This is a genomic window from Micromonospora sp. NPDC047793, assembly GCF_040642635.1.
GTDB lineage: Bacteria > Actinomycetota > Actinomycetes > Mycobacteriales > Micromonosporaceae > Micromonospora.
In genome coordinates this window covers 345,170-368,211 of record NZ_JBEYSG010000005.1, presented here as the reverse complement: position 1 = coordinate 368,211, position 23,042 = coordinate 345,170, and the positions used below count along the sequence as shown (strand labels likewise).

At 73.7% G+C, this 23,042-nt stretch carries 20 protein-coding genes; 11 read left to right on the top strand and 9 right to left on the bottom strand.

The annotated features are described in order from the left end of the window. Positions 1-19: 19 nt before the first annotated feature. Positions 20-1,237 (bottom strand): hypothetical protein, encoded by a 1,218-nt coding sequence (locus ABZ738_RS14230; RefSeq protein WP_357213240.1) that lies wholly within the window; start codon positions 1,235-1,237, stop codon positions 20-22. A 111-nt stretch (positions 1,238-1,348) separates the two neighbouring features. On the opposite strand from ABZ738_RS14230, the gene ABZ738_RS14225 reads away from it, so the two are divergent. The 9 genes from ABZ738_RS14225 to ABZ738_RS14185 all read left to right on the top strand — a co-directional run bounded on the left by ABZ738_RS14225 (position 1,349) and on the right by ABZ738_RS14185 (position 13,375). Further along, positions 1,349-2,176 (top strand): zinc finger domain-containing protein, encoded by an 828-nt coding sequence (locus tag ABZ738_RS14225; RefSeq protein WP_131056852.1) that lies wholly within the window; start codon positions 1,349-1,351, stop codon positions 2,174-2,176. 246 nt (positions 2,177-2,422) lie between these two features. Then, positions 2,423-6,184: a hypothetical protein gene (locus tag ABZ738_RS14220; RefSeq protein WP_357213235.1), complete on the top strand. Its 3,762-nt coding sequence runs from the start codon at positions 2,423-2,425 to the stop codon at positions 6,182-6,184. A 239-nt stretch (positions 6,185-6,423) separates the two neighbouring features. Then, entirely contained in the window at positions 6,424-7,524 is a 1,101-nt protein-coding gene (locus ABZ738_RS14215; protein ID WP_131056605.1) for an ABC transporter ATP-binding protein, read from the top strand. 123 nt (positions 7,525-7,647) lie between these two features. Further along, complete coding sequence (locus ABZ738_RS14210) at positions 7,648-8,757, top strand: extracellular solute-binding protein (RefSeq protein ID WP_131056607.1); 1,110 nt, start codon at positions 7,648-7,650, stop codon at positions 8,755-8,757. A gap of 5 nt (positions 8,758-8,762) precedes the next feature. Continuing rightward, a complete protein-coding gene (locus tag ABZ738_RS14205) occupies positions 8,763-9,671 on the top strand; it encodes an ABC transporter permease (protein WP_357213231.1) in 909 nt (302 codons plus the stop codon). Further along, the gene (locus ABZ738_RS14200) at positions 9,668-10,480 is read left to right on the top strand and encodes an ABC transporter permease (RefSeq protein ID WP_176093022.1); all 813 of its coding nucleotides are present in this window, start codon (positions 9,668-9,670) and stop codon (positions 10,478-10,480) included. Before ABZ738_RS14205 ends, ABZ738_RS14200 begins: the two co-directional genes overlap by 4 nt. Further along, a complete protein-coding gene (locus ABZ738_RS14195; protein ID WP_131054069.1) occupies positions 10,477-11,268 on the top strand; it encodes an SDR family oxidoreductase in 792 nt (263 codons plus the stop codon). Before ABZ738_RS14200 ends, ABZ738_RS14195 begins: the two co-directional genes overlap by 4 nt. Next, on the top strand, positions 11,265-12,320 hold the full coding sequence (locus ABZ738_RS14190) for a Xaa-Pro peptidase family protein (RefSeq protein ID WP_236145815.1): 1,056 nt from the start codon (positions 11,265-11,267) through the stop codon (positions 12,318-12,320). The genes ABZ738_RS14195 and ABZ738_RS14190 overlap by 4 nt, the downstream gene beginning before the upstream one ends. Beyond that, positions 12,317-13,375, top strand: coding sequence for an iron-containing alcohol dehydrogenase (locus tag ABZ738_RS14185; protein WP_357213227.1), 1,059 nt, complete (start codon positions 12,317-12,319; stop codon positions 13,373-13,375). The genes ABZ738_RS14190 and ABZ738_RS14185 overlap by 4 nt, the downstream gene beginning before the upstream one ends. A gap of 5 nt (positions 13,376-13,380) precedes the next feature. On the opposite strand, the gene ABZ738_RS14180 is transcribed toward ABZ738_RS14185, so the two are convergent. Further along, complete coding sequence (locus ABZ738_RS14180) at positions 13,381-14,160, bottom strand: SDR family oxidoreductase (RefSeq protein ID WP_131054072.1); 780 nt, start codon at positions 14,158-14,160, stop codon at positions 13,381-13,383. A 35-nt stretch (positions 14,161-14,195) separates the two neighbouring features. Between ABZ738_RS14180 and ABZ738_RS14175 the strand changes: the two genes are divergently transcribed. Next, the gene (locus ABZ738_RS14175; protein ID WP_357213224.1) at positions 14,196-15,569 is read left to right on the top strand and encodes a dihydroorotase family protein; all 1,374 of its coding nucleotides are present in this window, start codon (positions 14,196-14,198) and stop codon (positions 15,567-15,569) included. A gap of 7 nt (positions 15,570-15,576) precedes the next feature. Further along, the gene (locus ABZ738_RS14170) at positions 15,577-16,647 is read left to right on the top strand and encodes a LacI family DNA-binding transcriptional regulator (protein WP_357213221.1); all 1,071 of its coding nucleotides are present in this window, start codon (positions 15,577-15,579) and stop codon (positions 16,645-16,647) included. Between the two features lie 37 nt (positions 16,648-16,684). Here ABZ738_RS14170 and ABZ738_RS14165 read toward each other — a convergent pair whose 3' ends face one another. The 7 genes from ABZ738_RS14165 to ABZ738_RS14135 all read right to left on the bottom strand — a co-directional run bounded on the left by ABZ738_RS14165 (position 16,685) and on the right by ABZ738_RS14135 (position 22,967). Continuing rightward, positions 16,685-17,467, bottom strand: a complete 783-nt coding sequence (locus ABZ738_RS14165; RefSeq protein ID WP_176093017.1) for a hypothetical protein — start codon at positions 17,465-17,467, stop codon at positions 16,685-16,687. A 23-nt stretch (positions 17,468-17,490) separates the two neighbouring features. After that, positions 17,491-18,360 (bottom strand): PspA/IM30 family protein, encoded by an 870-nt coding sequence (locus tag ABZ738_RS14160; RefSeq protein ID WP_131057729.1) that lies wholly within the window; start codon positions 18,358-18,360, stop codon positions 17,491-17,493. A gap of 205 nt (positions 18,361-18,565) precedes the next feature. Beyond that, the gene (locus ABZ738_RS14155) at positions 18,566-19,024 is read right to left on the bottom strand and encodes a helix-turn-helix transcriptional regulator (RefSeq protein WP_131057730.1); all 459 of its coding nucleotides are present in this window, start codon (positions 19,022-19,024) and stop codon (positions 18,566-18,568) included. A 125-nt stretch (positions 19,025-19,149) separates the two neighbouring features. Further along, complete coding sequence (locus ABZ738_RS14150; protein WP_176095697.1) at positions 19,150-19,638, bottom strand: CinA family protein; 489 nt, start codon at positions 19,636-19,638, stop codon at positions 19,150-19,152. 84 nt (positions 19,639-19,722) lie between these two features. Then, positions 19,723-20,316, bottom strand: coding sequence for a CDP-diacylglycerol--glycerol-3-phosphate 3-phosphatidyltransferase (pgsA, locus tag ABZ738_RS14145; RefSeq protein WP_131057602.1), 594 nt, complete (start codon positions 20,314-20,316; stop codon positions 19,723-19,725). A 56-nt stretch (positions 20,317-20,372) separates the two neighbouring features. After that, complete coding sequence (gene rimO, locus ABZ738_RS14140) at positions 20,373-21,872, bottom strand: 30S ribosomal protein S12 methylthiotransferase RimO (RefSeq protein WP_357213345.1); 1,500 nt, start codon at positions 21,870-21,872, stop codon at positions 20,373-20,375. A 171-nt stretch (positions 21,873-22,043) separates the two neighbouring features. Continuing rightward, the gene (locus ABZ738_RS14135; RefSeq protein ID WP_357213216.1) at positions 22,044-22,967 is read right to left on the bottom strand and encodes an ornithine cyclodeaminase family protein; all 924 of its coding nucleotides are present in this window, start codon (positions 22,965-22,967) and stop codon (positions 22,044-22,046) included. Positions 22,968-23,042 lie beyond the last annotated feature (75 nt).

The following is a 23,042-nucleotide window of genomic DNA, read 5'->3' as shown; positions in this document are numbered from 1 at the left end:
CCGGCTCCGCGCGCGGGATTCAGCAGCGCGGCACCGTGGGGCCCCAGACCGCCGAGACGTACGCGTGGCTGACGAACTGCCCGCTGGCGAGTCGGTTCCACCGGTTGGTGGTGCGGTACGGCCCGGTCACCGTCTGCCCGGTCACGTAACACTCGACGGGCACGTGGGAGTAGCGGGCGGCCAGTCCCCGGCTGGCGTAGCCGGTGCCGGCTCCGGCGCGGATGTTCAGCGGCCCGTCACCGATCACCGCCCGGCTGCCGGTGCCGGTCCAGAGGTAGGCGACGTCGACCCAGGTGTTGGTGGTCAGTTGCAGCCCGTCCCAGAAGGTGCCGTCGGCGAGGTCTATTCCGGCCGGGTTCAGCACCGTACGCCCGAACTGGTCCCGCCCGCCGTTGTAGCCGTTCTGGTAGGCGGCCTGTGCCTGCGGGCGTCCCTGCGGCAGGTCCTTCCAGTTCTCCCGCACCGCGCTGGGGTTCCAGTAGTCGTCCCGGGTGTTCCACGGTCCGACGTCCCAGACCGGCGCGTACGTGCAGCGGCTGCCGCTGGTGGTGCAGACCCGGACGGTGTAGTCGCCGCTGTTGCGCGGGGAGAGGCTCCGCCGCGACGGCAGCGCCACGAAATGGTCGCGGGGCGCGACCGTGTGCCCGTTGGCGGTCACCTCGCCGACCAGGCCGATCCGGGTGGTGTAGACCCGGTAGACGCGGCCGGGCGTGGCGGCGGCGACGGCCACCCCGCCGGTGTCGGCGGTGAACCGGACGGCGCGGACCTCGGCGGTGGCTCCGGCCGGACCACCGGTGAGCACCACCCGGGTCTGCACCCGCCCGATCGGCCGGTCGAACACCGCCGCCGGTACGGCGTCGCGCCATTCGGTCCAGCCGGTGTCGTGCCAGCCGCGCACCTGGACGCTCGCCGTGGCACCGGCCCGGGCGGTGGCGGTCACCTCGGCCCGGAACCGGGTGGCCGGGCTGCTCAGGGTACGCGGCGCAGCCACCAGCATCCCTTCGGCGACGGCGCTGCGGCGGATCGGTACGCCGGGCGGACGGGCGTCGGCCAGCCGCAGCCCGGACCGGGTGTGCCGGACGTTGACGTCGTCGGCGTCGACGGTGGACAGGGCGGCGTTCCACCGGTCGGCGCGGGCGGCCGAGGCGGGCGCGGGGGGCGCCAGGGTGACGACCAGGACAGCGGCCAGGACAGCGGCCGGCGCGATCGCCGGTCGCGATAGACGAATGCGATTCATTCGTTTTCCTCCTCAGATCTCCCCGATAATGCTCATATAGGAAGATCGAACCGAAGTGACATACAAATAGCGATACACGCGAATTCGGCTCGGGTGAGGGAGGATGGTGGGGTGCCCGAAGGTGACACCGTGTGGAACACCGCCCGCGTCCTGGACCGCGCCCTGGCCGGCACCCGGCTGACCGGCAGCGACTTCCGGGTGCCGCGACTGGCCACCACCGACCTGACCGACTTCGCGGTCCGGGAATGCGCCAGCCGGGGCAAACACCTGCTGCTCCGCCTGACCGCCCCCACCAGCGCCGCCCCGACCGGGGTCACTCGCGCCGGCCACACCCAGGAGCACTGGACGCTGCACTCGCACCTGCGGATGGACGGCACCTGGCGGACGTACGCGCCGGGGGAACGCTGGACGGCCCGCCCGGCGCACCTGATCCGGGTGGTGTTGCGGGCCTCCGCCGCGACGGCCGTCGGCTACCACCTGCACGACGTGGCGCTGGTGCCCACCGCCGAGGAGGACCACCTGGTCGGGCATCTCGGCCCCGACCTGCTCGGCGCGGACTGGGATCCGGCCGAGGCGGTACGCCGGCTCGCCGCCCATCCGGACACCGCCGTCGGAGTCGCCCTGCTCGACCAGCGCAACCTGGCCGGGGTCGGCAACCTCTACAAGTGCGAGGTGCTCTTCCTGCGCGGCGTGCATCCGCGTACGCCGGTCCGACAGGTGCCCGACCTCGACGGCCTGGTCCGGCTGGCGCAGGAGCTGTTGGCCGCGAACCGGGGGCGGTGGACACAGAGCAGCACCGGATCGTTGCGGCGGGGCCAGACCAGCTACGTCTACGGACGCCGGGCACAGCCCTGCCGCCGCTGCGGCACCGCGATCCGCAAGGAGGAGCTTGGCGAACGGGTCACCTACTGGTGTCCCGTCTGCCAGCCCGTCACCTGACGCGGGCAGGCGTGGAAGTTCCGCCGGTCCGGATGCAAGTTCCACGGGTGTCTGCGCAGGTGGCGGGCCGGGTCGGAGTGGCGCAGCCGACACGCCGGGTGGCCACCAGATAGGGACGATTGGGTACTTCCTAACCGGCCCCGGATGGTCGCATGCTGCGATTGAGCGCTCACGGAACGTCAAAGTCGCGCGCCGGGCCCGCCACATCGCGGTGGGGGCCGCCGCGCCCCGACCCCGGGGAGAGCCATGGCCGTGTTCCGCAGATTCCGGTCGACCTGGCGGGATCGCGCCACCCGCAACGGCGAGTCGAGCCCGGGGGCCGTCCCCGAAGCCCGCACCGGCCCGGAGCAGACGGACCCCGGTTCCACCCCGACCTCACCGACCCCGCAGAGTGCACCGCACTACCAGGCGCAGAGCGCGCCGCCGGCCCCGGCGGAGAAGTCACCCACCGTGCCGGGCCGGACGGCACCGCCCGCACCGACCCGGCGCGCGCCGGGCGGACGCCCGTCGGTACCGGCCAGCCTGGACCCGGCGGCGGTGCCCCGGATGTTCGGCGCGGTGCCGAACCACGCGTACAGTCCGCTGCCGGTGGTGGACGCCGACGGCGCGGTGGTCGGTGGCACCGGCATCCGCAAGTTCGTCGACCCGCTGCCCGGCCTCGGCCCGCTGGGGCGTACGCCGCTCGGCGCGCACCTGCCGGTCGCGGTGCCGGACACCATCAGCTACCCCGGCTGCGACTACTACGAGATCGGTCTCGCCGAGTACGCCCAGCGCCTGCACACCGATCTGCCGGCCACCCGGTTGCGCGGCTACCGGCAACTGAACCTCGGCACCGACGTCGACGGGCACAACACGGTCGCACCGCCCCGACAGCCCTGGCACCTCGGGCCGGTGGTGCTGGCCCGACGCGGCCGACCCGTGCGGATCAAGTTCATCAACCAGCTTCCCGCCGGGCCGGCCGGTGACCTCTTCCTGCCGGTCGACCCGACCGTGCCGGGGGCCGGGACCGGGCCGCTCGGCGGACCGGCACCGTACCCGCAGAACCGGGCGGTGCTGCACCTCAGCGGCGCGTCGACCGGTTGGGCCAGCGCCGGCAACCCGTGGCAGTGGATCACCCCGGCCGGGGAGATCACCCCGTACCCGACCGGTGTCGGGCTGACGAACGTCCCCGACATGCCGCACCCGGGACAGGGCGCCACCACGCTCTACTTCCCGAACGAGCAGAGCGGTCGCCTGCTCTGGTTCCACGACAACACCGCCGGAATGTCCCGACTGACCGTCTACTCCGGACAGGTGGCGCTCTGTCTGCTCACCGACGAGGCGCAGGAGCGGCTGGTCGACGACGGGGTGCTGCCCTGCGAGCAGCTCCCGCTGGTCTTCGAGGACAAGACCTTCGTGCCGGACGACGCGCAGCTCGCCGCCCAGGACCCCACCTGGGATCGCAGCCGCTGGGGCGCGCGCGGCAGCCTCTGGCACCCGCACGTCTATCAACCCCGGCAGGACCCGCACCGCCCGGACGGCGTCAACCCCACCGGCCGCTGGGACTACGGCCCGTGGGCGCGTACCGCCGTGTCGGTCGGACCGGAGGTCACCGCCGCCACCGTGCCCAACCCGCACCACGACCCGGTCACCGACCCGGACGAGCCGCCGGAGGCGCCGGGGGTGCCGCACCCGAGCGCGGTGCCCGCCGCGTACGGGGACACCGTGCTGGTCAACGGCACCGCGTACCCGTACCTGGCGGTGGAGCCGAAGGTCTACCGGTGGCGGATCCTGAACGCCTGCACCGACCGGTGGCTCAACCTCCAGCTCTACCGGGCCGCCTCGGACGCCCCGATGTGGACACCGGAGGGCCGGCTGGCCGACGCCGACGCCGGCGAGGTGCCGATGGTCGACGCGGTCCGGTCACCCGACCGGCCGACGGGCTGGCCGGCGGACGGCCGCCCCGGTGGCGTACCGGACCCGGACGCCGCCGGACCGGAGCTGATCCGGATCGGCAACGAGTGCGGCCTGCTGCCCGAGCCGGTGGTGATCCCGAACCGCCCGATCGGTTTCCGGTACGACCGGCGCGAGGCGACCGTGCTCAACGTCGACGGCCACGCCCTGCTGCTGGCACCCGGCGAACGCGCCGACGTGCTGGTGGACTTCGCCGCCGTCGCGCCGGGCAGCACCCTGATCCTCTACAACGACGCCCCGGCCCCGCTGCCCGCCCTCGACCACCGGCACGACCACCACACCGGAGACTCGGACCGCACCGGCGAGGGCGGCGCCCCACCGACCCTCCCCGGGTACGGCCCGAACACTCGCACCCTGATGCAGTTCCGGGTCTCCGGCACGCCCGCGTCCCCGTACGACCTGGACCGGCTGCGCGAGCGTTTGCCCGGCGCGTACGCGGCCAGCCAGCGCCCGCCGATCGTGCCGCAACCCGCCTACGACGCCTGCTTCGGCACGGTCTCCGCGCCGACCCGGATCCCGGTGCACGCCGCCGCCGTCACGTTCACGCCGACCGGCGGCACCACACCGGTGACGCTGCCGCTGGCGGTCAAGGCCGTCCGGCAGGTCTTCGACCCCGAGCACGGTCGTGCCACCGGCCGCCTCGGCGTCGGCCACCCACACGCCGGCCCGCTCGACGAACCCACCCTGCCACTCGGGCCCGCCGACCCGGCCACCGAGAACCTGCACGTCAGCGACCCGGCCGTGCCGGTCGGCGCACCCGGTGACGGCACCCAGCTCTGGCGGGTACGCGGCACCGGACGGCACACCCACCCGGTCCGATTCGACGGGCTGGACGTGCAGGTGATCAGCCGGGTCGGCCGCGACGGTCGGATCCGGCCGCCGCACCCCGGTGAACTCGGCTGGAAGCAGGTCGTCCGGGTCGACCCGGGCGAGGACGTGCTGATCGCGCTCCGCCCCGAGGCCCCACCGCTGCCGTTCAAGCTCGGCGACAGCATCCGGCTGCTCGACCCGACCCGACCGGCCGGCGTACCCACCGGTTCCACCGAGGTCAGCCCGCTCGACGGACGTCCCGCCTCGGTGGTCAACCGCCTGGTCAACCTCGGCTGGGAGTACCGCTGGGGCAGCGCCTCGGCGGGCCTGCGCGACCAGGGCATGAGCCGCCCGCTGGTGGTGCGCGTCGCGCCCCGCTCCCCCACCGGCCTGAACGCCACCCCGGCCCCCGGCTCGGCCACCGCCCTGCCGGCGATCAACCTGACCTGGACCGGCAACGGCAGTCTGCCCGCCGCCACCAGCCACCTGCTGCACCGGGCCACCGACTGCGCCTTCGCCGGTGGCCTCACCGAGATCACCGTGGCCGGCACCGCGACCCGCTACACCGACGCCACCATCACCCCCGGCGTGACCTACCACTACCGCCTGCGCGCGGAGAACACGGTGAGCTGCTCCGCCTGGTCGAACAGCGTTCCGGCGGCGGTGCAGCTCGCCGCCCCCACCGGCCTGACCGCCACCATCCCACCGGCCGCCCCGCTGCGAGCGGCGCTGCGCTGGGCCAACCGCTCCTTCGCCACCGGCATCGACGTCCAGCGGGCCACCAACCCGACCTTCACCAGCGGCCCCGGCACCACCGCCATCGGCGTCGGCGACCACCACCTGGACACCGCGCTGGCCCCCGACACCACCTACTACTACCGGGTACGCACCACCTATCTGGGAGTCGCCTCGCCCTGGTCCACGGTGGCCACCGTGATCACCCCGCCGGTGCCCGGCGTACCCACCGCGGTCAGCGTCGCCACCAGCACGCCCGGCCCGGACACCGCGACCGTCGTGCTCGGCTGGGCGGCGAGCACCCCCACCGGCGCGGGCGCCGGCTTCACCGTGGAACGCGCCCTGGACGCCGCGTTCACCCGCGAGCTGGCGACCTTCACCGTGACCGGGCGCGGTTTCACCAACACCGGGCTGGCCCGAGGCGTCACCTATCACTACCGGATCCGCTCGTTCAACGTGGTGGCCGCGTCCCCGTACACCGGCACCATCCCGGTCACCACCCCGGAGTGACCGGCGGGTCACCGTCGGCGGCGAAGCCTGCGCTCGTGGCGATCCGGATCATCCGCCTGGGCGGGGTCGAGTCGCTGTCCGCTTCGGCCGGATGCGCCCGGCGGCAATACGTTTGACGCCCTCTCCTGGTCGAGGAAACCTCGCTCTACCAGGAAGAAATTGCAGCTTCACCCTTGACGGCGGTTGTCGGCGCTGCTGATAGTGAGCGCCAAGGCAAAACGTTACGCCGTGGAGGTGCGATGACATCCGACGCGATTCCCGTCGCCGAGCTCATCGACATCTCCAAGAGTTATCCCGGTGGTCACGCCTCGGCCGTCCGGGGCGTCAACCTCGAACTCCGGGAGGGGGAGTTCTTCTCACTGCTCGGACCGAGCGGCTGCGGCAAGAGCACCACGTTGCGCATCGTCGCCGGCCTGGAGACCCAGACCACCGGCACGGTCAGGATCAAGGGCGAGGACATGGGACGGCGGCCGGCCAACCGCCGACCGACCAACATGGTCTTCCAACACCTCGGCCTCTTCCCCCACCTCGACGTCGCGCAGAACATCGCCTTCGGGCCGAAACTGCGGCGGGTGCCCCGCGAACGACGCGCCGCCGACGTCGACCGGGTCCTCGAACTGGTCGAACTCTCCGGATACCAGCGCCGCTACCCGGAGCAGCTCTCCGGCGGCCAACAGCAACGGGTGGCGATCGCGCGGGCGTTGATCAATCGGCCCGCCGTCCTGCTGCTCGACGAACCGCTGGCCGCGCTCGACCTCAACCTGCGGCACCAGATGCAGCAGGTGCTCCGCGAGGTGCAGCGCAACTCGGGCACCACCTTCCTCTTCGTCACCCACGACCAGACCGAGGCGATGACACTCTCGGACCGCATCGGGGTGATGCGGGACGGGGAACTGTGCCAGGTCGGTGGCGCGGAGGATCTCTACCGTCGTCCGGCCGACCGTTTCGTCGCCCGCTTCATCGGCGACGCCAACGTCCTGGAGATCCCGGTCGAGCAGGGCAGTGCCCGGATCGGCGAGAGCGCGGTGCGGGTGGCCGCCGAGGGCACCGGCGTGGCCCTGTCGGTCCGCCCGGAGGACGTCCGGATCCGGCCGGACACCACGACGGCCGGAACCACCGCCGACGACCCGGACACACCGGCCGGCACCGACACCCCACCGGGACTCGCCGCCCGCATCACCGGCGCCACCTATCTCGGCCCACAGATCCGCTACGACCTGGAGACCGTGGACGGATTCGCGCTCCGCGCGGTCCGCCCGGCGAACGCCGACCGCCTGCCGGTGGGTGACCTGGTCACCGTCCGCTGGCGTCCGGAGGACGCCGTCGTCCTGAGCGCCTGACCCACCGCACCGTCCCGCCGCCGACGTTCGGCCCCGGCCTGCGCCGAACGTGCCACCCCTCCCACCCCCGACACAGCGAGCGACGGGCGACCCGTGACGGCCGCCCGCGGAAGGAGTTCCGCGATGAGACAAGGTCGGATCAGCCGGAGAAGTTTCCTCGCCGCGGCGGCAGCGGCCGCCACCGTGCCGGCGCTGGGCGCGTGCGGACGCGAACTCGACCCCGCCGACCAGCGGTCGGACGGCGGCGGCACGCCGGGCAAGGAGACCGTCACGATCTTCGCCTTCCTCGGCAACCGGCTCGCCGACATGCCGAAGGCGTTCGCCGAGGACTACATGAGCCGGCACCGGAACGTCGAGATCAAGATCTACGAGGACAGCAACGCCGTCGGCTACCCGAAGATCCTCGCCGCGCGACAGGCCACGCCGGACAGCCCGCTGGTCAACATGGGCTTCTTCAACTCGCAGATCTCCGCCCAGGGCGACCTCGACGGCGTCTGGAACACCCTCGACTACCCGAGCCTCAGCAACGCCGCCGACGTCAGCGACACGTTCCGCCGTCCCAACTCCAACGGCATCGGCATCGGTGCCGACCAGATCGGCATCGTCTACAACACCACGGCGATCACCACCGCCCCGACGAGTTGGGCCGACCTCTGGGACGACCGGCACCGCGGCAAGGTCACCCTCTTCGACTACTGGTGGCAGGTGGTGATGATGGCCGCGCGGCTCAACGGCGGGTCGGTGGAGAACATGGAACCCGGTTGGGCGCTGTGGAAGGAGAAGGCCCGCAACATCCGCACCCTGGTCACCGCCAATCCGGAGTGGCAGCAGGTGCTCAGCAACGGCACCGCCGACATCACGAGCTGCTGGAACGGCACCGGACTCCAGTTCAAGGCCGACGGCGCGCCGGTCGACTACGTGGTGCCGGAGGAAGGTGCCATCGCGGTCCCGGTCTATCTGCAGACCGTGGCCGGCAACAGCGACAACCAGCAGGAGATCTGTCTCGACATCCTCAACGAGATGCTCTCCCCCCGCTGGTGCCAGATGTGGGCGGAGACAGCGGTGCAGACACCCGCGAACGGCACCGTCACCCTTCCGGCCGAACTCGCCGGACTGCCCGGATTCCAGCCGGCGAACGTCGAGAAGCTGATCTCCGTCGACTGGGGTCTGGTCGCCGAGAACATGACCGCCTGGCGGTCCCGCTGGGACGCCGACATCAAGGCGAACATCTGACCGGCATGGTCCAGACCACCCCGACCGCGCCGGACCGGGCCGCCGCACCGGCCAGGAGGCAGCGGATGCGCCGCGCCGCACCCCGCTACCTCCTGGTCCTGCCCGCTCTCGTCCCGCTCACCGTCATCTTCCTGGGCAGCCTTGCCCAGCTCGCCGAACTCGGCCTGCGTCCGTACTCCGCCGGGCGCATCGGCACCGGGGTCACCCTGGACAACGTCCGCCGGTTCGCCGACGACCCGTACACCTGGCGGGTCCTGGGTGACACGGTCACCCTCGGCGTGGTCTGCGCGGTGCTGGCGGTGGCGCTCGCCTATCCGATGGCGTTGGCACTGCACCGGATGCGCAGCGCGGCACTGCGTGCCGTCGCCGTCTTCCTCATCTTCTCGCCGCTGCTGACCAGCGTGGTGGTGCGGGCGTACGGCTGGAACGTGCTGCTCGGCGACGGCGGGGTGGTCAACCGCTTCCTGATCGACATCGGGCTGATCGAGGCACCGCTGCGGATGATGTACGGCTTCCCCGCAGTGGTGATCGCCATGGTCCACGTCCTGCTGCCCTTCGCCGTCTTCCCACTGCTCGGCGTCGTCGCCCAGGTCCCGGCCTCGGCCATCGCGGCCGCCCACGATCTTGGCGCCAACCGGCACCAGGTCTTCTGGCGGGTCACCTTCCCGCTGACCCGGTACGGGGTGGTGCTCAGCCTCCAGCTCTGCTTCGCGTTGACCATCAGCGCGTTCGCCACCCCGGCCCTGCTCGGTGGCGGCCGGGTGCAGGTGCTCAGTGGGCTGGTCTACACCAACGTCGGTGCGGTCGACTGGCCGATGGCGGCCGTGCAGTCGTACGCGCTGCTGTTCATCGCCCTCGCGCTGGTCGGTGTCGTCAGCCTCGCCGCCCGACTGACCGGACGGAGGCGGGGATGAACCGCAACCGGGCCTTCACCCTCACCGCGCTCCTGCTCGGGCTGGCCTTCCTGGTCACCCCGCTGGTCTTCGTCGTGGTCAACTCCTTCAACGACTCCGGCTACGGTGCCTGGCCGCCGCCGGGCTGGTCGTTGCGCTGGTACGAACGCCTCGCCGAGCAGGACGGCTTCGGGCGGGCCGCGCTGCGCAGCCTCGGCATCGCCGCCGTCGCCGCCCTGGCGGCGGTGGCCGCCGGCACCGCCGCCGCGGTCTCGCTGACCCGGTTCCGTTACCCCGGCCGGGGTCTGGTCGAGTCGCTGCTGCTCGCTCCCCTGATCGTGCCGAAGGTCGCGATCGGGCTCGGCGCGTTCATCCTCTTCCTGCAGGCCGGCTTCTACGGCAGCGACGGCGCGTTGGTCGGCCTGCACCTGGTGCTCCTGCTCCCCTTCACCGTCAACATCGTCGGCGGGGCCCTGGTGCGGATTCCCCTGGTCTACGAGCAGGCGGCCCGGGACCTGGGCGCCGGGCCGGTGCGGGCCTTCGTCTCGGCGACCCTGCCCCAGCTACGCCGATCGCTGCTCGCCGCGTACGTGCTCTGTTTCATGATCAGCTTCGACGAGGTGGACGCCACGGTCTTCGTGGTCTCCCCCGACCAGCTCACCCTGCCCGTGTCGATGTACCAGTACCTGCAGCGCTATCAGGACCCCACGCTCGCCGCGCTCTCCACGATCCTGATCGGCGCGACGTTCGCCCTGGTCGCCGTCGTGATGGCGACGGCCGGCACCTCGGCGGTCTCGGGCCTGCACTCAGGGAGGGAACGCCGCCGATGAGCACACGAGACCGGACGGAACCCACCGTCACCGTGATCACCGGTGCGGCCGGCGGCATCGGTGCCGCCGTCGCCCGCCGGCTGGCCCGCGACGGCCACCACCTCGCCCTGGTCGACCGCTCCGGTCCGGCCCTGGAGGCACTCGCCGCCGAGTTGCGGGACGCCGACCATCCGGTGCTCACCCTCGACGCCGACGTCCGCGACCCGGCCGCCACCGAGCGGGCGGCGGCGGCCGTCGAGGACCGCTTCGGCGGCTTCGACACCCTGGTCACCTGCGCCGGCATCGGTCGGATCGACCCGATCGACCAGACCACCGACGAGATCTGGGCCGACACCCTGGCGACCAACCTCACCGGAACCTTCTGGTGGTGCCGGGCCGCCGTACCCCGACTGCGCCGCCGGGGCGGCGGGGTGATCGTGCCGGTCTCCTCCACCACCGCGCTGGTCGGGCTTCCCGGCCGGAGCGCGTACGCGGCGGCCAAGGCCGGGGTGCTCGGACTGGCCCGCACCCTCGCCGTGGAGTGCGCCGCCGACGGCATCCGGGTCGTCCCGGTCTGCCCCGGCGCCACCCGCACCGACCTGGTCCGCCAGGGGTACGCCCGAGCCGCCGACCCGGCCGCCGCCGAACGGGCGCACGCCGCCCTCCAGCCGATCGGGCGTCTCTCCGAACCGGAGGAGATCGCCGAGACCATCGCCTTCGTCTGCTCGTCCCGGGCGGCGACCATCACCGGCGCGACGCTCGTCGTCGACGGCGGATACACCGCGGGAGGACCCTCTTGGAACACGTGAACCGCCGCCGCGCCGCGCTGCGGGAGATGGCCGCACGCGGTGTCGACACGCTGCTGGTCTCGAAGATCACCCACGTGCGGTACCTCACCGGCTTCACCGGCACCGCCGGAGTGCTGCTGCTCGGCCCCGAGCCGGTGCTGGTGGTCGACTTCCGCTACGCGGCCCAGGCGGCGCAGCAGGCCGAGGGCATCACGGTCGACGGCGGCTGCGCCCCACCCCGGCTCTGGGCCACGATGCTCGACCGGTTGCGCGCCGACCAGGGCCGGATCGGCATCGACCCCCGCAACCTCACCGCCGAGCAGTACCTCTCCCTCCCCGAGCCGGGCGCGACGGTCGACTGCGCGGGGCTCGTCGAGCGGCTGCGCGCGGTCAAGGACACCGACGAGTTGCGCGCCCTCCGCGACGCGGCGGAACTCGCCGAGACGCTCGTCGCCCGGCTACCGGAGTGGCTGCGGCCCGGCCGCGCGGAGAACGAGATCGCCGGTGAGATCGAGTACGCCCAGCGCCACCTCGGCGCCGAGCGCAGCGCCGCCCCGATCCTGGTCTCCTCGGGAGAGCGCTCGACCCTGCCGCACGGTGCCGCCTCCGACCGGGTGATGCGGGCCGGCGAACCCGTGGTGGTGGACCTCTCGCCGGTGGTGCGCGGGTACCGGGCCGACATCACCCGCACCTTCCACCTCGGACCGGCACCGGCCGCGTTCCACCGGCTGCACTCGGCCGTCCGGGAGGCACACGGCAGGGCGATGGCGACCGTCCGGGCCGGGGTCCGGGCCAGCGCCGTCGACGCGGTGGCCCGGGAGGTGCTGGCCGGATACGGCCTGGACGGCTATTTCAAGCACTCGCTGGGCCACGGCATCGGCCTGGACCAGCACGAGCCCCCGCTGCTCTCGCCGCACGACGACACCGTGCTCGAAGCCGGCATGGTCGTGATGATCGAGCCGGGGGTCTACGTACCCGGTGTGGGCGGCACCCGGATCGAGGACGCGGTGCTGGTCACCGAGACCGGCTGCACGCCGCTGACCACGTCGGATCCGGGATTGCGCGAGCTGTGAGCGGCGTCGACCCGCGGGCCGGCGTGGAGGTCCCCCACGCCGGCCCGCACCCCACCCCGTCGACCGGGGAACACCGGGTCGCGTTCCGAGGCGTGATCCACACCGGCACGCTCACCCTCGGCCCCGGCGACCTCGCCCTGCTCGATCCGGCCGGCGGGGACGTCGCCGCGACGGCGGGCACCCCCGGCGACGTGGTCCGGGTCGCATACCCGCCCCGGCTCGCCGACGCCGAGGCGCTCGCCGTCCGACTCGACCGGAACCGCCCCGAACGGCTGGTGGCGGTCGGCGACGGCTCGACCCTGGACGTCGCCAAGCAGGCGTGGCGACTCGGCACCGCCGGGCCGGAGCTGCTGCTGGCACCGGTCGGCGGTGAGCCCTGGCGAGCCTTCGCCCCCTTCACCAGCCTCTACGGCCGGGACGGCAGCCGGGTGAGCCGACCGGACCCGGCCCTCGGTGACGCCGGGGTGCTCCTCGACGCCGCCGCGCTCTCCCGCCGACCGCAACGGGTACGCCACCTGCACCGCGCCGACTCCATCGTGCACGCCGTCGAGGTGCTGCTGAGCCGGCGCACCCAGGAGTGGGGGCGGGCACTCGCCGCCGCCGGCCTGTCCGCGCTGTGCCGGGACGCGCCGAACGACGACCTGGCCGGAGTGGTCGGCGCCGGGCTGGTGACCGAGGCGTTCGCCGCCACCGGACTCGGACTGGCCCACGCCGCCGCATCCCCGCTCGGCGCCCACGCCGGCCGCACCCACGACGCGGTCAACGTGCTGCTCGCGCCACACGTCGTCGCGTACTGGGGGGACCGGGTCGACTGGCGGGCGGTGGCCGGTCCCCTCGGCACCTCGCCCCGCGCGGACGCCGTCGCCGCGCGGCTGACCGACCTCGCCGACCTCGCCGGAGTCCCCCGGACCCTGTGCGCCGCCGGCTTCTCGTGGGAGCAGGTCCGCGCCGCGGTCCCCGCAGCGATGCGCAGCTCCGGGATGCCGTGGCTGCCCGGGCCGGTCGACGAGGCGACGCTGACCGAGCTGCTGCGCCGCGCCTGGGCGGGGCCGTGAACGGCTCAGACGAGGCTCAGCCCGCCGTCGACCGTCAGCGTCTGACCGGTGAGGTAGTCGCAGCCGCCGGTGACCAGCAGGTGCACCAGACCGGCCAGCTCCGCCGGCTCGCCGACCCGGCGCAACGGCACCCGGGCGGTCAACTCGGCCTCCACGGCCGGCTCCCGGTCGAGCCGGGCGGCGAGCAGCGGGGTACGGATCGCTCCCGGGCAGACGGTGTTGGCGGTGACGCCGTACGGGCCGTACTCCAGCGCGAGCTGCCGGGTGAACGCGATGACCGCCCCCTTCGCGGCGGCGTAGCCGGCGCGCTGCGGGATGGGGCGCAGCGCGGTCAGCGAGGCGACGGTGACCACGGCGCCGCCGCCGCGCGCCACCAGGTGCGGCAGCACCGCGCGGCAGACGTGGAAGGCGGTCGACACGTTGGTGTCCAGGTTCCACCGCCAGTCCTCGTCGGTGGTGTCCACCACCGAGCCGGCGCGGACCGCACCGGCGGCGTTGACCACACCGGAGAGGTCGCCGTGGGCGGCGAGCGCCTCGGCGACGACCGCCGTCACCCGGGCCGGATCGGTCAGGTCGGCCTGGTGGACGCTCACGCCCCGCGTACCGCAGGCCCGCGACGCGGCAGCGAGTCCGTCGCCGTCCCGGTCCACGAGCGCCACCCGGTGGCCCTCGGCGGTGAGGCGACGGGCACAGGCCAGTCCGATACCGGAGGCGGCGCCGGTGACCAGCACGGTGGCCGGGACGCGCCCCCCACCGAAATCGGAAGGATTCTCGGATGACGTCATTCGGCGACGCTATCAACGCAGGTCACCGTGGTGAAGTGCGGGAACTCACCGTGCTGCGGGGCGGACGGCTGCTCACCGCCGACGCCACGCCGACCGTGGTCGACCTGGTGGTCGCCGGTGAGCGGGTCCGGGCGGTCGAGCCGGTCGGCACCGTCGACGCCGGCACGATCGTCGACGTCGACGGCCTCGACGTCCTGCCGGGCGCCATCGACCTGCACGTGCACCTGCGTGATCCGGGACAGACCCACAAGGAGACGGTGGAGACCGGCACGGCCGCCGCAGCGGCCGGCGGCACCACCCTGGTCTGCGACATGCCGAGCACCCAGCCGCAGGTCACCTCGGTCGCGCGCTACCGGGAGAAGATCACCTCCTGGAGTGGACGCGCCACGGTGGACTTCGCGCTCTGGGCCGGCGGCACCGACCCGGCCGCGCTCGCCGCGATGGCGGACGCCGGGGCGATCGGCGTCAAGATCTACATGGCCACCGCCCCCGGCTTCGAGGAGCTCTACTCCGCCGACGCGGCCGCCGTCGCACGGGTGCTGGAGGTCTCCGGCCGGCTCGGCTGGGCGGTCGCGGTGCACGTCGGCGACCAGCAGGCCAGCGACGCCCACCGGGACCGGCTCATCGCCGCCGGGCGGCGCGACCCGGCCGCCGTCCTCGAGGTCACCCGGGGACCCGGCAACCTGTCCGGCCTGCGGACCGTCCTCGACCTCGCCACCGCCACCGGACAGCGGGTGCACCTGGCCCACCTCAGCGCGTACGGGCTCGACGCCCTGGACCTCTTCGCCCGCGCACGGGCCGGGCATCCCGGACTGACGGCGGAGACCTGCTTCCCGGCCCTGAGCGAGGAGGAGGACCTGGTGACGCAGGGGGTCTACGTGCTGCCGACGGTCTTCTCGGCGACGGCCCGGCGGCGGTGGCTCAGCGCCCTCGCCGACGGGGTGGTCGACGCCGTCGCCACCGACCACGCGCCGCACACCCGGGCCGAGAAGGACCGGGGCCGCGACGACGCCTGGGCGGCATCGCCGGGATACCCGGCGCTGGAGACGTCCCTGCCGCTCGCCTACGCGGCGATGCTCGACGGTGACCTCACTCCGCAGCGGCTGGTCGACGCGGTGGCCGGCGCCCCGGCCCGCATCCTCGGGCTGCCCCACAAGGGCCGGCTGACGCCGGGGTCCGACGCCGATCTGGTCCTCTTCGACCCGGCCGGTAGCTGGCGGGTGGACCAGGCGACAATGCGGTCGAAGGTCGGGTGGAGCCCGCTGCACGGACGAACCCTGCGGGGCCGGCTGCACGCCACCTGGTTGCGGGGACGACCGATCGTCCACGATGGTGAGATCCTGGAGCCCGGTGGCGGACATTTCGTCCGTCGGCCGGGTGCCGGCGACACGAATCCGGGACGGGGTTGAGACGACTGTGACGGGTACCCACGGCACCCAGCCGACGTTGCGGGACGTGGCTCGGGTCGCCGGCGTGCACCTGGCCACCGCCTCGCGCGCACTGAGTGGCTCCAAGAGCCGGCCGGTGAACTCCCGCACCGAGGCGCTGGTCCGGCAGGCCGCCGCCGAACTCGGCTACGTACCCGACCAGATGGCCCGGAGCCTGCGCACCCACCGCAGCGCGGCGATCGGCGTGCTGATCCCCGACATGTCCAACCCGGTCATGCCACCGCTGGTGCGCGGCGCCGAGCAGGTGCTCGCCCGGCACGGTTACACCACGCTCTTCGCCGACACCGACAACGACCCGGTGGCCGAGGCCAAACGCCTCGGCATGCTGCTCTCCTGGCGGGTCGCCGGCATCATCCTGGCCACCGCCCGCCGGGACCAGCCGCTGCCGGTGGAGCTGACCGCGTCCGGAGTGCCGGTGGTGATGATGTCCCGCAAGGTCGACGCCACCACCGTCCCGTCGGCGACGGTCGACGAATCGGTCGGCGTCGCACAGGCGCTGGACCACCTGATCGGCCTCGGGCATCGACGGATCGCCTACCTCGGCGTACCCCTCTGGACCTCGGCCGGGCACGAACGGTACGTCGCCTTCCAGCACATCATGCGCGACCGGGGCCTGCCGGTGCCCGAGGGCTACGTCGTCGCCCGGGAGGGCTACTCGGAACGGGACGGCGAGAGCGCACTGGCCGCCCTGCTCGCCGACGACGAGCCACCCACCGCGGTCCTGGCCGGCAACGACATGATGGCGCTCGGCTGCTACGCCGCGATCCGCGCCGCCGGCCTGAGCTGCCCCGGGGACATCAGCGTGGTCGGCTACAACGACATGCCGCTGACCGACCGCGTCGACCCGGCGCTGACCACGGTACGGGTCCCCTACTTCGACGTCGGCCGTCGGGCGGCGACCCTGCTGGTCGAGGCACTCACCGACGGCGACGCGCTGGACCACTCGGTCCGGCTCACCCCACGGCTGGTGGTACGCGCCTCGACCGCACCCGTCCGCCCTTGCCCGTCACAGGACACCGGGCGTGGGCAGAGTGGGTAGACAACGTCCCGAGCACGTCGATCCGGGGGTCCGGCGGTCAGGTGGTGGTGGCGGGGCGGCCGACGGCCCGTAGCTCCGAGAGCGCCGACGCGAAACCGTGCAGCATGTCCGTGGCCTCGGTCAGCCGCGCCGCGGAAGGGTGCTCGCTGTTCGGCCGGTACTCCTCGGCCAGATACCCGGCGGCGGCCACCACCAGCCGCTCGTACGCCCCCACACCGGCGTCCAACTGCCCGGTCAGCGCCTCGTGCGCCTCGGCCAGCGCGGGACGCGCGTCGGGTGGCGCGAGGCGTACCGCACGTTCCACGCTCGCCACCCGGGTCGCCAGCTCGCGCAGCGACTGCTCGGCCGCGGTGGCCTCGGCGACGGCGGGTTCGGCGAAGCCGGTCAGCCGGCCGCCCATGGACGCCAGGGTCGACGCCGCCCGGTCCAGTCGTTCCCACGGCTGGGCCGCGCTGGTGCCCCGGAGGGCGCCACGGGACCGGGCGCGGCGTACCTCGGCCACCACGCCGGCACCGACCGGGAGTCGTTCCACGGCCGCGACCAGGCGGGCCCGACTGCGGGCGGCGGCCTGGGCGGGGTCGAGCGCGGGCGGGGCGGGCTGGGCGGCCAGTGCCCGCAGGTCCACCCAACGCCAGGCGGCCAGGGCGGTGGAGGCGCCTGCGGCGGCGGCCCAGGCGGCGTCGGCGAGGCCGATACCGGCGTACGGGGTCAGGATGACGGTGGCACCGCCGAGCCCACCGGCCAGTACGCTCCACCGGCGGGCGGAGCGGCGAAGCTTGCCCAGCCGGCGGAAGTAGCGGGTGCGCTCGTCTGTTGCCACCGTCGCCTCCTTGACGCCTCGGTTCAGCCGGCGGCGCTGGCGTCGCCGGGGTTGCGATCCCGGTTCATGCTGGCGCGCAGCTCGTCGAGGCGGGCCACACCGGGGTCGTTGGTCTGCGCGGCGGGCTGCTGGCCACCGACGGCGTCCCGGTCGGCGGTGCCGCCGAGCTGCTCACCGGCCATGCTGGCGCGGATCTGGTCGAGTCGGGCCGACCCGGCCACGTCCAGCGTAGCCTTCTGGATCTCCAGCATCCGGCCCTCGGCCGAGTTGCCGGCCAGCTCGGCGCGGCCCATCGCGGTGGAGTAGCGGCGTTCGATGCGGTCGCGGACCTCGTCCAGGCTGGGCGTGCTGCCGGGAGCGGTGAGCGCCGACATGGACTCCAGCGAGGAGGCCACCGTCTCCTGCATCTTGGCCTGTTCGAGCTGGCTGAGCAGCTTGGCCCGCTCGGCGAGCTTCTGCTGGAGGATCATCGAGTTGTTCTCGACCGCCCGGCGGGCCTGGCCGGCGGCGGCGAGCGCCTGGTCGTGCAGGGTCTTGAGGTCCTCGGCGGCCTGCTCCGAGGAGACGAGCTGGCTGGCGAGCGTCTGCGCGGACTGCTCGTAGCGTCCGGCCTCGGTCTCGTCGCCCTTCGCCCGGGCCTGGTCGGCGAGGACCAGCGCCTGCCGGGCGTTGCTCTGCAACCGCTCGACGTCCGACATCTGCCGGGAGAGCTTCATCTCCAGTTGCCGCTGGTTGCCGATCACCGCGGCGGCCTGCTGCACGAGCGCCTGGTGTTGCCGGTGCGCCTCGTCGATCGCCTGCTGGAGCTGCACCTTGGGATCGGCGTGCTCGTCGATTCGGGCGCCGAAGAGCGCCATCAGGTACTTCCACCCCTTGACGAACGGGTTCGCCATCTCCGCCGTATCCCCTCAGTCACGTTCGCTGCGCCAACCGCCATGTCCGGCCGGCCCAGCTCGGCCACCGGCGATGGTGGGTCCATCGTCCCCGCCGAGCGCCAGCACGGCATCCGTACCGGCGCGAGGGGGACGCTGCGATCAACCCTACGCGGCGGTCGCCACCTCGACCATCGGCCGGCGGCTCACGCGGTGTGGAACACGCTCAGGCGGCGCAGACCACGTCCCGCTCGGTGCGCTCGGCGGAGCGGACCCGGGTGCTGCGCAGGGTCGCCTTGAGCGGGGACTCCTGGCGCACCGCGACCGCGACGGAGCCGTCCGAGCTGACCTGGCGGACCGGTCGACCGGTGGACTTGTGCACCGCCGTCGCGCCGACCGGAGTCGCCTCGGCCGGCTCGTCCTGCACCGGCACCAGCACGCCCGGCAGCTGCTCGGCGAGGGCGACGGTGTCGCTGACCTCGCGCAACAGCTCGGACAGACGGGCGCCGAGGGCGTCGCAGATCGCGGCGAGCAGTTCGCTTGAGGGTTCCTTCTGGCCGCGTTCGATCTCGGACAGGTAGCCCAGGCTGACGTTGGCGGCGGAAGAGACCTCGCGCAGCGTGCGGTGCTGCCCCTGCCGGCGCGCCCGTAGTGCGTCACCGATCACCCGGCGTAGCAGGACCATCGCACCTCCCCTGAGGGACACAGTTCGCCCGGCCGCCGGCCCGGTGGTGCGCACCGGCTCCGACTGTCGGAGCTTTCCCGCAACCGTACCCGTTGTGGGCCGCCGCGACATCCCGCCCCGCCCTCCTAGCTTGCGGCAGCGGCGTCCTTCTGCACGTGGGCGGTGACCATCCGCAGCGCCTCGGTGACGGTTTCGCCCCGAATGTGGTCCCGGCTGCCGTCCAGGTGGAGTTCGCGGACCTCGCTGCCGTGCGGGCCGGCGACCGCGACGTAGACCAACCCGACCGGCTTGCCGTCCTGCGGCTCCGGGCCGGCGACGCCGGTGGTGGCCAGGCCCCAGTCGGCGCCGCAGCGCCGCCGTCCGCCCTCGGCCAGGGCGGCGGCCACGTCGCCGTCCACCGGGCCGCGCGCCGCCAGCAGATCCGCCGGTACGTCGGCGAGCTGTTCCTTCAGCTCGGTCGCGTACACCACCAGCCCGCCCCGGTAGACCGCGCTCGCCCCGGCGACCTCCACGATCGTGGCGGCCAGCAGTCCACCGGTCAGCGACTCGACGGTGGCGAGGGTCTCCCGCCGCTCGGTGAGGCGGTGCACCACACCGGCCGCCGCGCTGCCCATCTGTCCTTCGCCCTCTGTGACACCCACGCCCTGCATCCTTCCCGACGAGCGGGCGGTCTACCCGCCGCACCGCCGGGCGACCGATCAGCGGATACGGCGCAGCCGCAGAGCCTGGGCGACGTAGTCGAACCCGGTGACCACCGTCACCGCGACCGCCGCCGCCATGATCCACGGGCCGACCACGGCCAGACCGTCGGGCATCGGCCAGAGATACCAGGTGATGGCGAGGATCTGGAGCGCCGTCTTGACCTTGCCGCCCCGGCTCGCCGCGATCACCCCGCGCCGGATCACCCAGAAGCGCAGCGCGGTGATGCCCAGTTCGCGGGCGAGGATGACCGCCGTCACCCACCAGGGCAGTTGGCCGTACCAGGAGAGCAGCAGCAGGGCGGCACCGGTGAGCGCCTTGTCCGCGATCGGGTCGGCCACCTTGCCGAACGCGGTGACCAGCGAGAACCGGCGGGCGATCCAGCCGTCGACCAGGTCCGTCGCCGAGGCCACCACGAAGATCACGCAGGCGATGGTCTGCCACCCGGCGTGCGTCATGCCGGAGACCGCCACGCAGGCGGCGAAGACCGGCACGAGCAGCAGCCGCAGCGCGGTCAGCGCGTTGGCGGCGTTGACCACCGGGACCACCCGGGCCACCACGGGAAGCGGCGTGGACTCCGTCGCCTCGGTCATCGGCCCGCTCTCCGGCAGCACACCTGGTCGCTCCCCCGCTTCCTCCTGGCCGGCGGTCACCGTGTCGCGCCGGGCGCCGCCGAGATCATCTCATCGGGTACGGCGACCAGGTCGACGCCCTCGGTGTCGGTGACGGTGGCCCGGACCAGGTCACCGGGGCGCAGCGCGGCCAGGTCGACCCCGCCGCCGTCCGGGGCGACCAGGGTGGTGGAGCCGTCCACCTCGGGAGCCTGGTGCGCGGCCCGCCCCTCGACCACGCCGCCGTCGACCGAGTCCACGAGCACCTCGACCGTGGCGCCGAGGCGGTCCTCGGCGCGCTGCGAGCACAGCTCGTCGGCGAGGGCGCTGAGCTTGTCGTACCGGCGCTTGATGGTGGCGGCGGAGACCTTGCCGGGCAGTCCGGCGGCCTCGGTGCCGTCCTCGTCGCTGTAGTCGAAGACCCCGATCGCGTCGAGCCGGGCCTCGGTGAGGAAACGGACCAGTTCCTCGTAGTCGGCGCGGGTCTCGCCGGGGAAGCCGACGATGAAGTTGCTCCGCGCCCCGGCCTCCGGCGCCAGGGCACGGGCCGAGGCCAGCAGGTCCAGGAAGCGGTCGGTGGAGCCGAAACGCCGCATCCGGCGCAACACGGGCTCGCTGGAGTGCTGGAACGACAGGTCGAAGTAGGGTGCCACGCCGGGGGTGGTGGCGATCGCCTCGACCAGGCCGGGCCGGGTCTCGGCCGGCTGGAGGTAGCTGACGCGTACCCGGACGATGCCGTCGATCACCGCGAGCTGCGGCAGCAGCTTCTCCAACGCGCGGGGGTCGCCCAGGTCCTTGCCGTACGAGGTGGAGTTCTCGCTGACCAGCACCAGCTCCCGGACACCGCTCTTGGCCAGCCACTCGGCCTCGGCGAGCAGCTCGTCCGGCGTACGCGAGACGAACGCGCCCCGGAACGCCGGGATCGCGCAGAACGTGCACCGCCGGTCGCAGCCGCTGGCCAGCTTGAGCGAGGCCACCGGACCGCTGTCCAGGCGGCGACGCAGCACCGGACGCAGGTGCGCCGGGGTGTGCTCGTCCACCTCGGCCACCGTGCCGTGGCCGGGCAGCGACACCGCGCTGTCCCGCCGGGCGACCGGGGTCAGCGGCAGCAGCTCCCGCCGGTCGCGGGGGGTGTGCGCGGCGAACTCCCGCCCGGCCACGACCGCGTCCAGCCGGGACGCGATGTCCGGGTAGTCGTCGAAGCTGAGCACCGCCTGCGCCTCGGGGAGGCTGTCGGCCAGCTCCCGGCCGTACCGCTCGGCCATGCAGCCGGCCGCGACCACCTTGGCGCCGGTGTCGGCGGCGGCCAGCAGCGTCTGGATCGAGTCCTGCTTGGCCTTCTCCACGAAACCGCAGGTGTTGACCACCACCACGTCGGCACCCTCGCCGTCGGTGGTCACCTGCCAGCCGTCGGCGTGCAGGCGGGCGGCCAGCTCCTCCGAGTCGACCTCGTTACGGGCACAGCCGAGGGTCAGCAGGGCGACCCGGCGGCCGTCGGCGGGCGACTGCCCCGGGTCGCGGGGCGACGCCGGACGCACCGCCTGGGAGTCGTCGACAGGAGAGGTGGCAGACACCATCCGAGGGTACCGGGCCACCGGGCACCGGCCGACAGCCCGGCCGGGCCCCGACCGACCGGAGGCGGACGGGTCGTGCGAGCCCGGGCCGGCGGGGCCGGGCCGGACGGCTGGACCCGCCGGTGGTCGGGCCGGTCAGGCGGCCGGGGCGAGGACCGAGACCAGGCGGTCGAGCAGGAACACCTCGGTGCCGGCCAGGCCGACCGCGCAGAAGACCGAGATCTGGTCCGCGTCGGTGCGGCCGGGTGCCGCGCCGGCCAGCACCGCGCCCAGGTCGCGCAGGTGGTCGGCGTACGGCGGCTGGGCGGCGAGCATCGGCGGGACGTACGCGCCCGCCTGCTCCGGGGAGTCGCTGGCCAGCACGGCTGCGGCGTCGAGGAGGTCGGTGCCGAACTCGGCCCGGTCGGACTGCTTGAAGCCGACCGCGTTGACGTGCGCACCCGGGGAGACGTCGGCGGCGGTCAGCACCGGCGTCGTGCTGGTGGTGGCCAGCACCACCACGTCCCGGTCCCGGGTGGCGCCGGGCACGGTGTCCACCGCGCGGGCCGGGATGCCGAGGTCGGCGCGGACCCGGGCGGCGAACGCCTCCCGGCGGGACACCGAGCGGCTGTGCACGGTCACCTCCCGCAGCGGTCGTACCGCGGCGGCGGCCCACACCTGGGCCCAGGCCATCCGACCGGCACCGATCACGCCCAGCGTGGCGGCGTCCGGGCGGGCCAGGGTGTCCACCGCCACCCCGCCGGTCGCGCCGGTACGCCGCGAGCCCAGTTCCGCGCCCACCGCCACCGCCCGCACCGCCCCGGTACGACCGTCGTGCAGCACCACCACCTGCTCGGCGCCCGGGTGCCCGAAGGTGTCGTACGAGCGGTAGCCGTACCACTGGCCGCGCAGGTGCCCGGCGGTCAACACCATCCGGCCCCCGCCCAGCGACGCGGCGGCCCGGGGCGGGGCCACCAGCCGTCCCTCGTACGCGGCGAGCAGGGCGTGGCGCATCGCGTCCACGGTGGTCGCGGCGTCCAGCGCGGCGGCGACCTCCGGATCGGTGATGAGGACCGTCATGCCTGCCATCGTGCAAGGTGAAGTCAGGTTCAGGTCCACTCCCGGTGAGCGTTCTCACCCGTACCCTCCGCCGCG

Coding starts and splice junctions, on each gene's coding strand:
- ABZ738_RS14230 (WP_357213240.1), bottom strand. CDS start 1,237: ATGAATCGCATTCGTCTATCGCGACCGGCGATCGCGCCGGCCGCTGTC.
- ABZ738_RS14150 (WP_176095697.1), bottom strand. CDS start 19,638: ATGGGCAGCGCGGCGGCCGGTGTGGTGCACCGCCTCACCGAGCGGCGG.
- ABZ738_RS14220 (WP_357213235.1), top strand. CDS start 2,423: ATGGCCGTGTTCCGCAGATTCCGGTCGACCTGGCGGGATCGCGCCACC.
- ABZ738_RS14195 (WP_131054069.1), top strand. CDS start 10,477: ATGAGCACACGAGACCGGACGGAACCCACCGTCACCGTGATCACCGGT.
- ABZ738_RS14205 (WP_357213231.1), top strand. CDS start 8,763: ATGGTCCAGACCACCCCGACCGCGCCGGACCGGGCCGCCGCACCGGCC.
- ABZ738_RS14135 (WP_357213216.1), bottom strand. CDS start 22,967: ATGACGGTCCTCATCACCGATCCGGAGGTCGCCGCCGCGCTGGACGCC.
- ABZ738_RS14200 (WP_176093022.1), top strand. CDS start 9,668: ATGAACCGCAACCGGGCCTTCACCCTCACCGCGCTCCTGCTCGGGCTG.
- pgsA (WP_131057602.1), bottom strand. CDS start 20,316: ATGACCGAGGCGACGGAGTCCACGCCGCTTCCCGTGGTGGCCCGGGTG.
- ABZ738_RS14180 (WP_131054072.1), bottom strand. CDS start 14,160: ATGACGTCATCCGAGAATCCTTCCGATTTCGGTGGGGGGCGCGTCCCG.
- ABZ738_RS14160 (WP_131057729.1), bottom strand. CDS start 18,360: ATGGCGAACCCGTTCGTCAAGGGGTGGAAGTACCTGATGGCGCTCTTC.
- ABZ738_RS14210 (WP_131056607.1), top strand. CDS start 7,648: ATGAGACAAGGTCGGATCAGCCGGAGAAGTTTCCTCGCCGCGGCGGCA.
- ABZ738_RS14215 (WP_131056605.1), top strand. CDS start 6,424: ATGACATCCGACGCGATTCCCGTCGCCGAGCTCATCGACATCTCCAAG.
- ABZ738_RS14155 (WP_131057730.1), bottom strand. CDS start 19,024: ATGGTCCTGCTACGCCGGGTGATCGGTGACGCACTACGGGCGCGCCGG.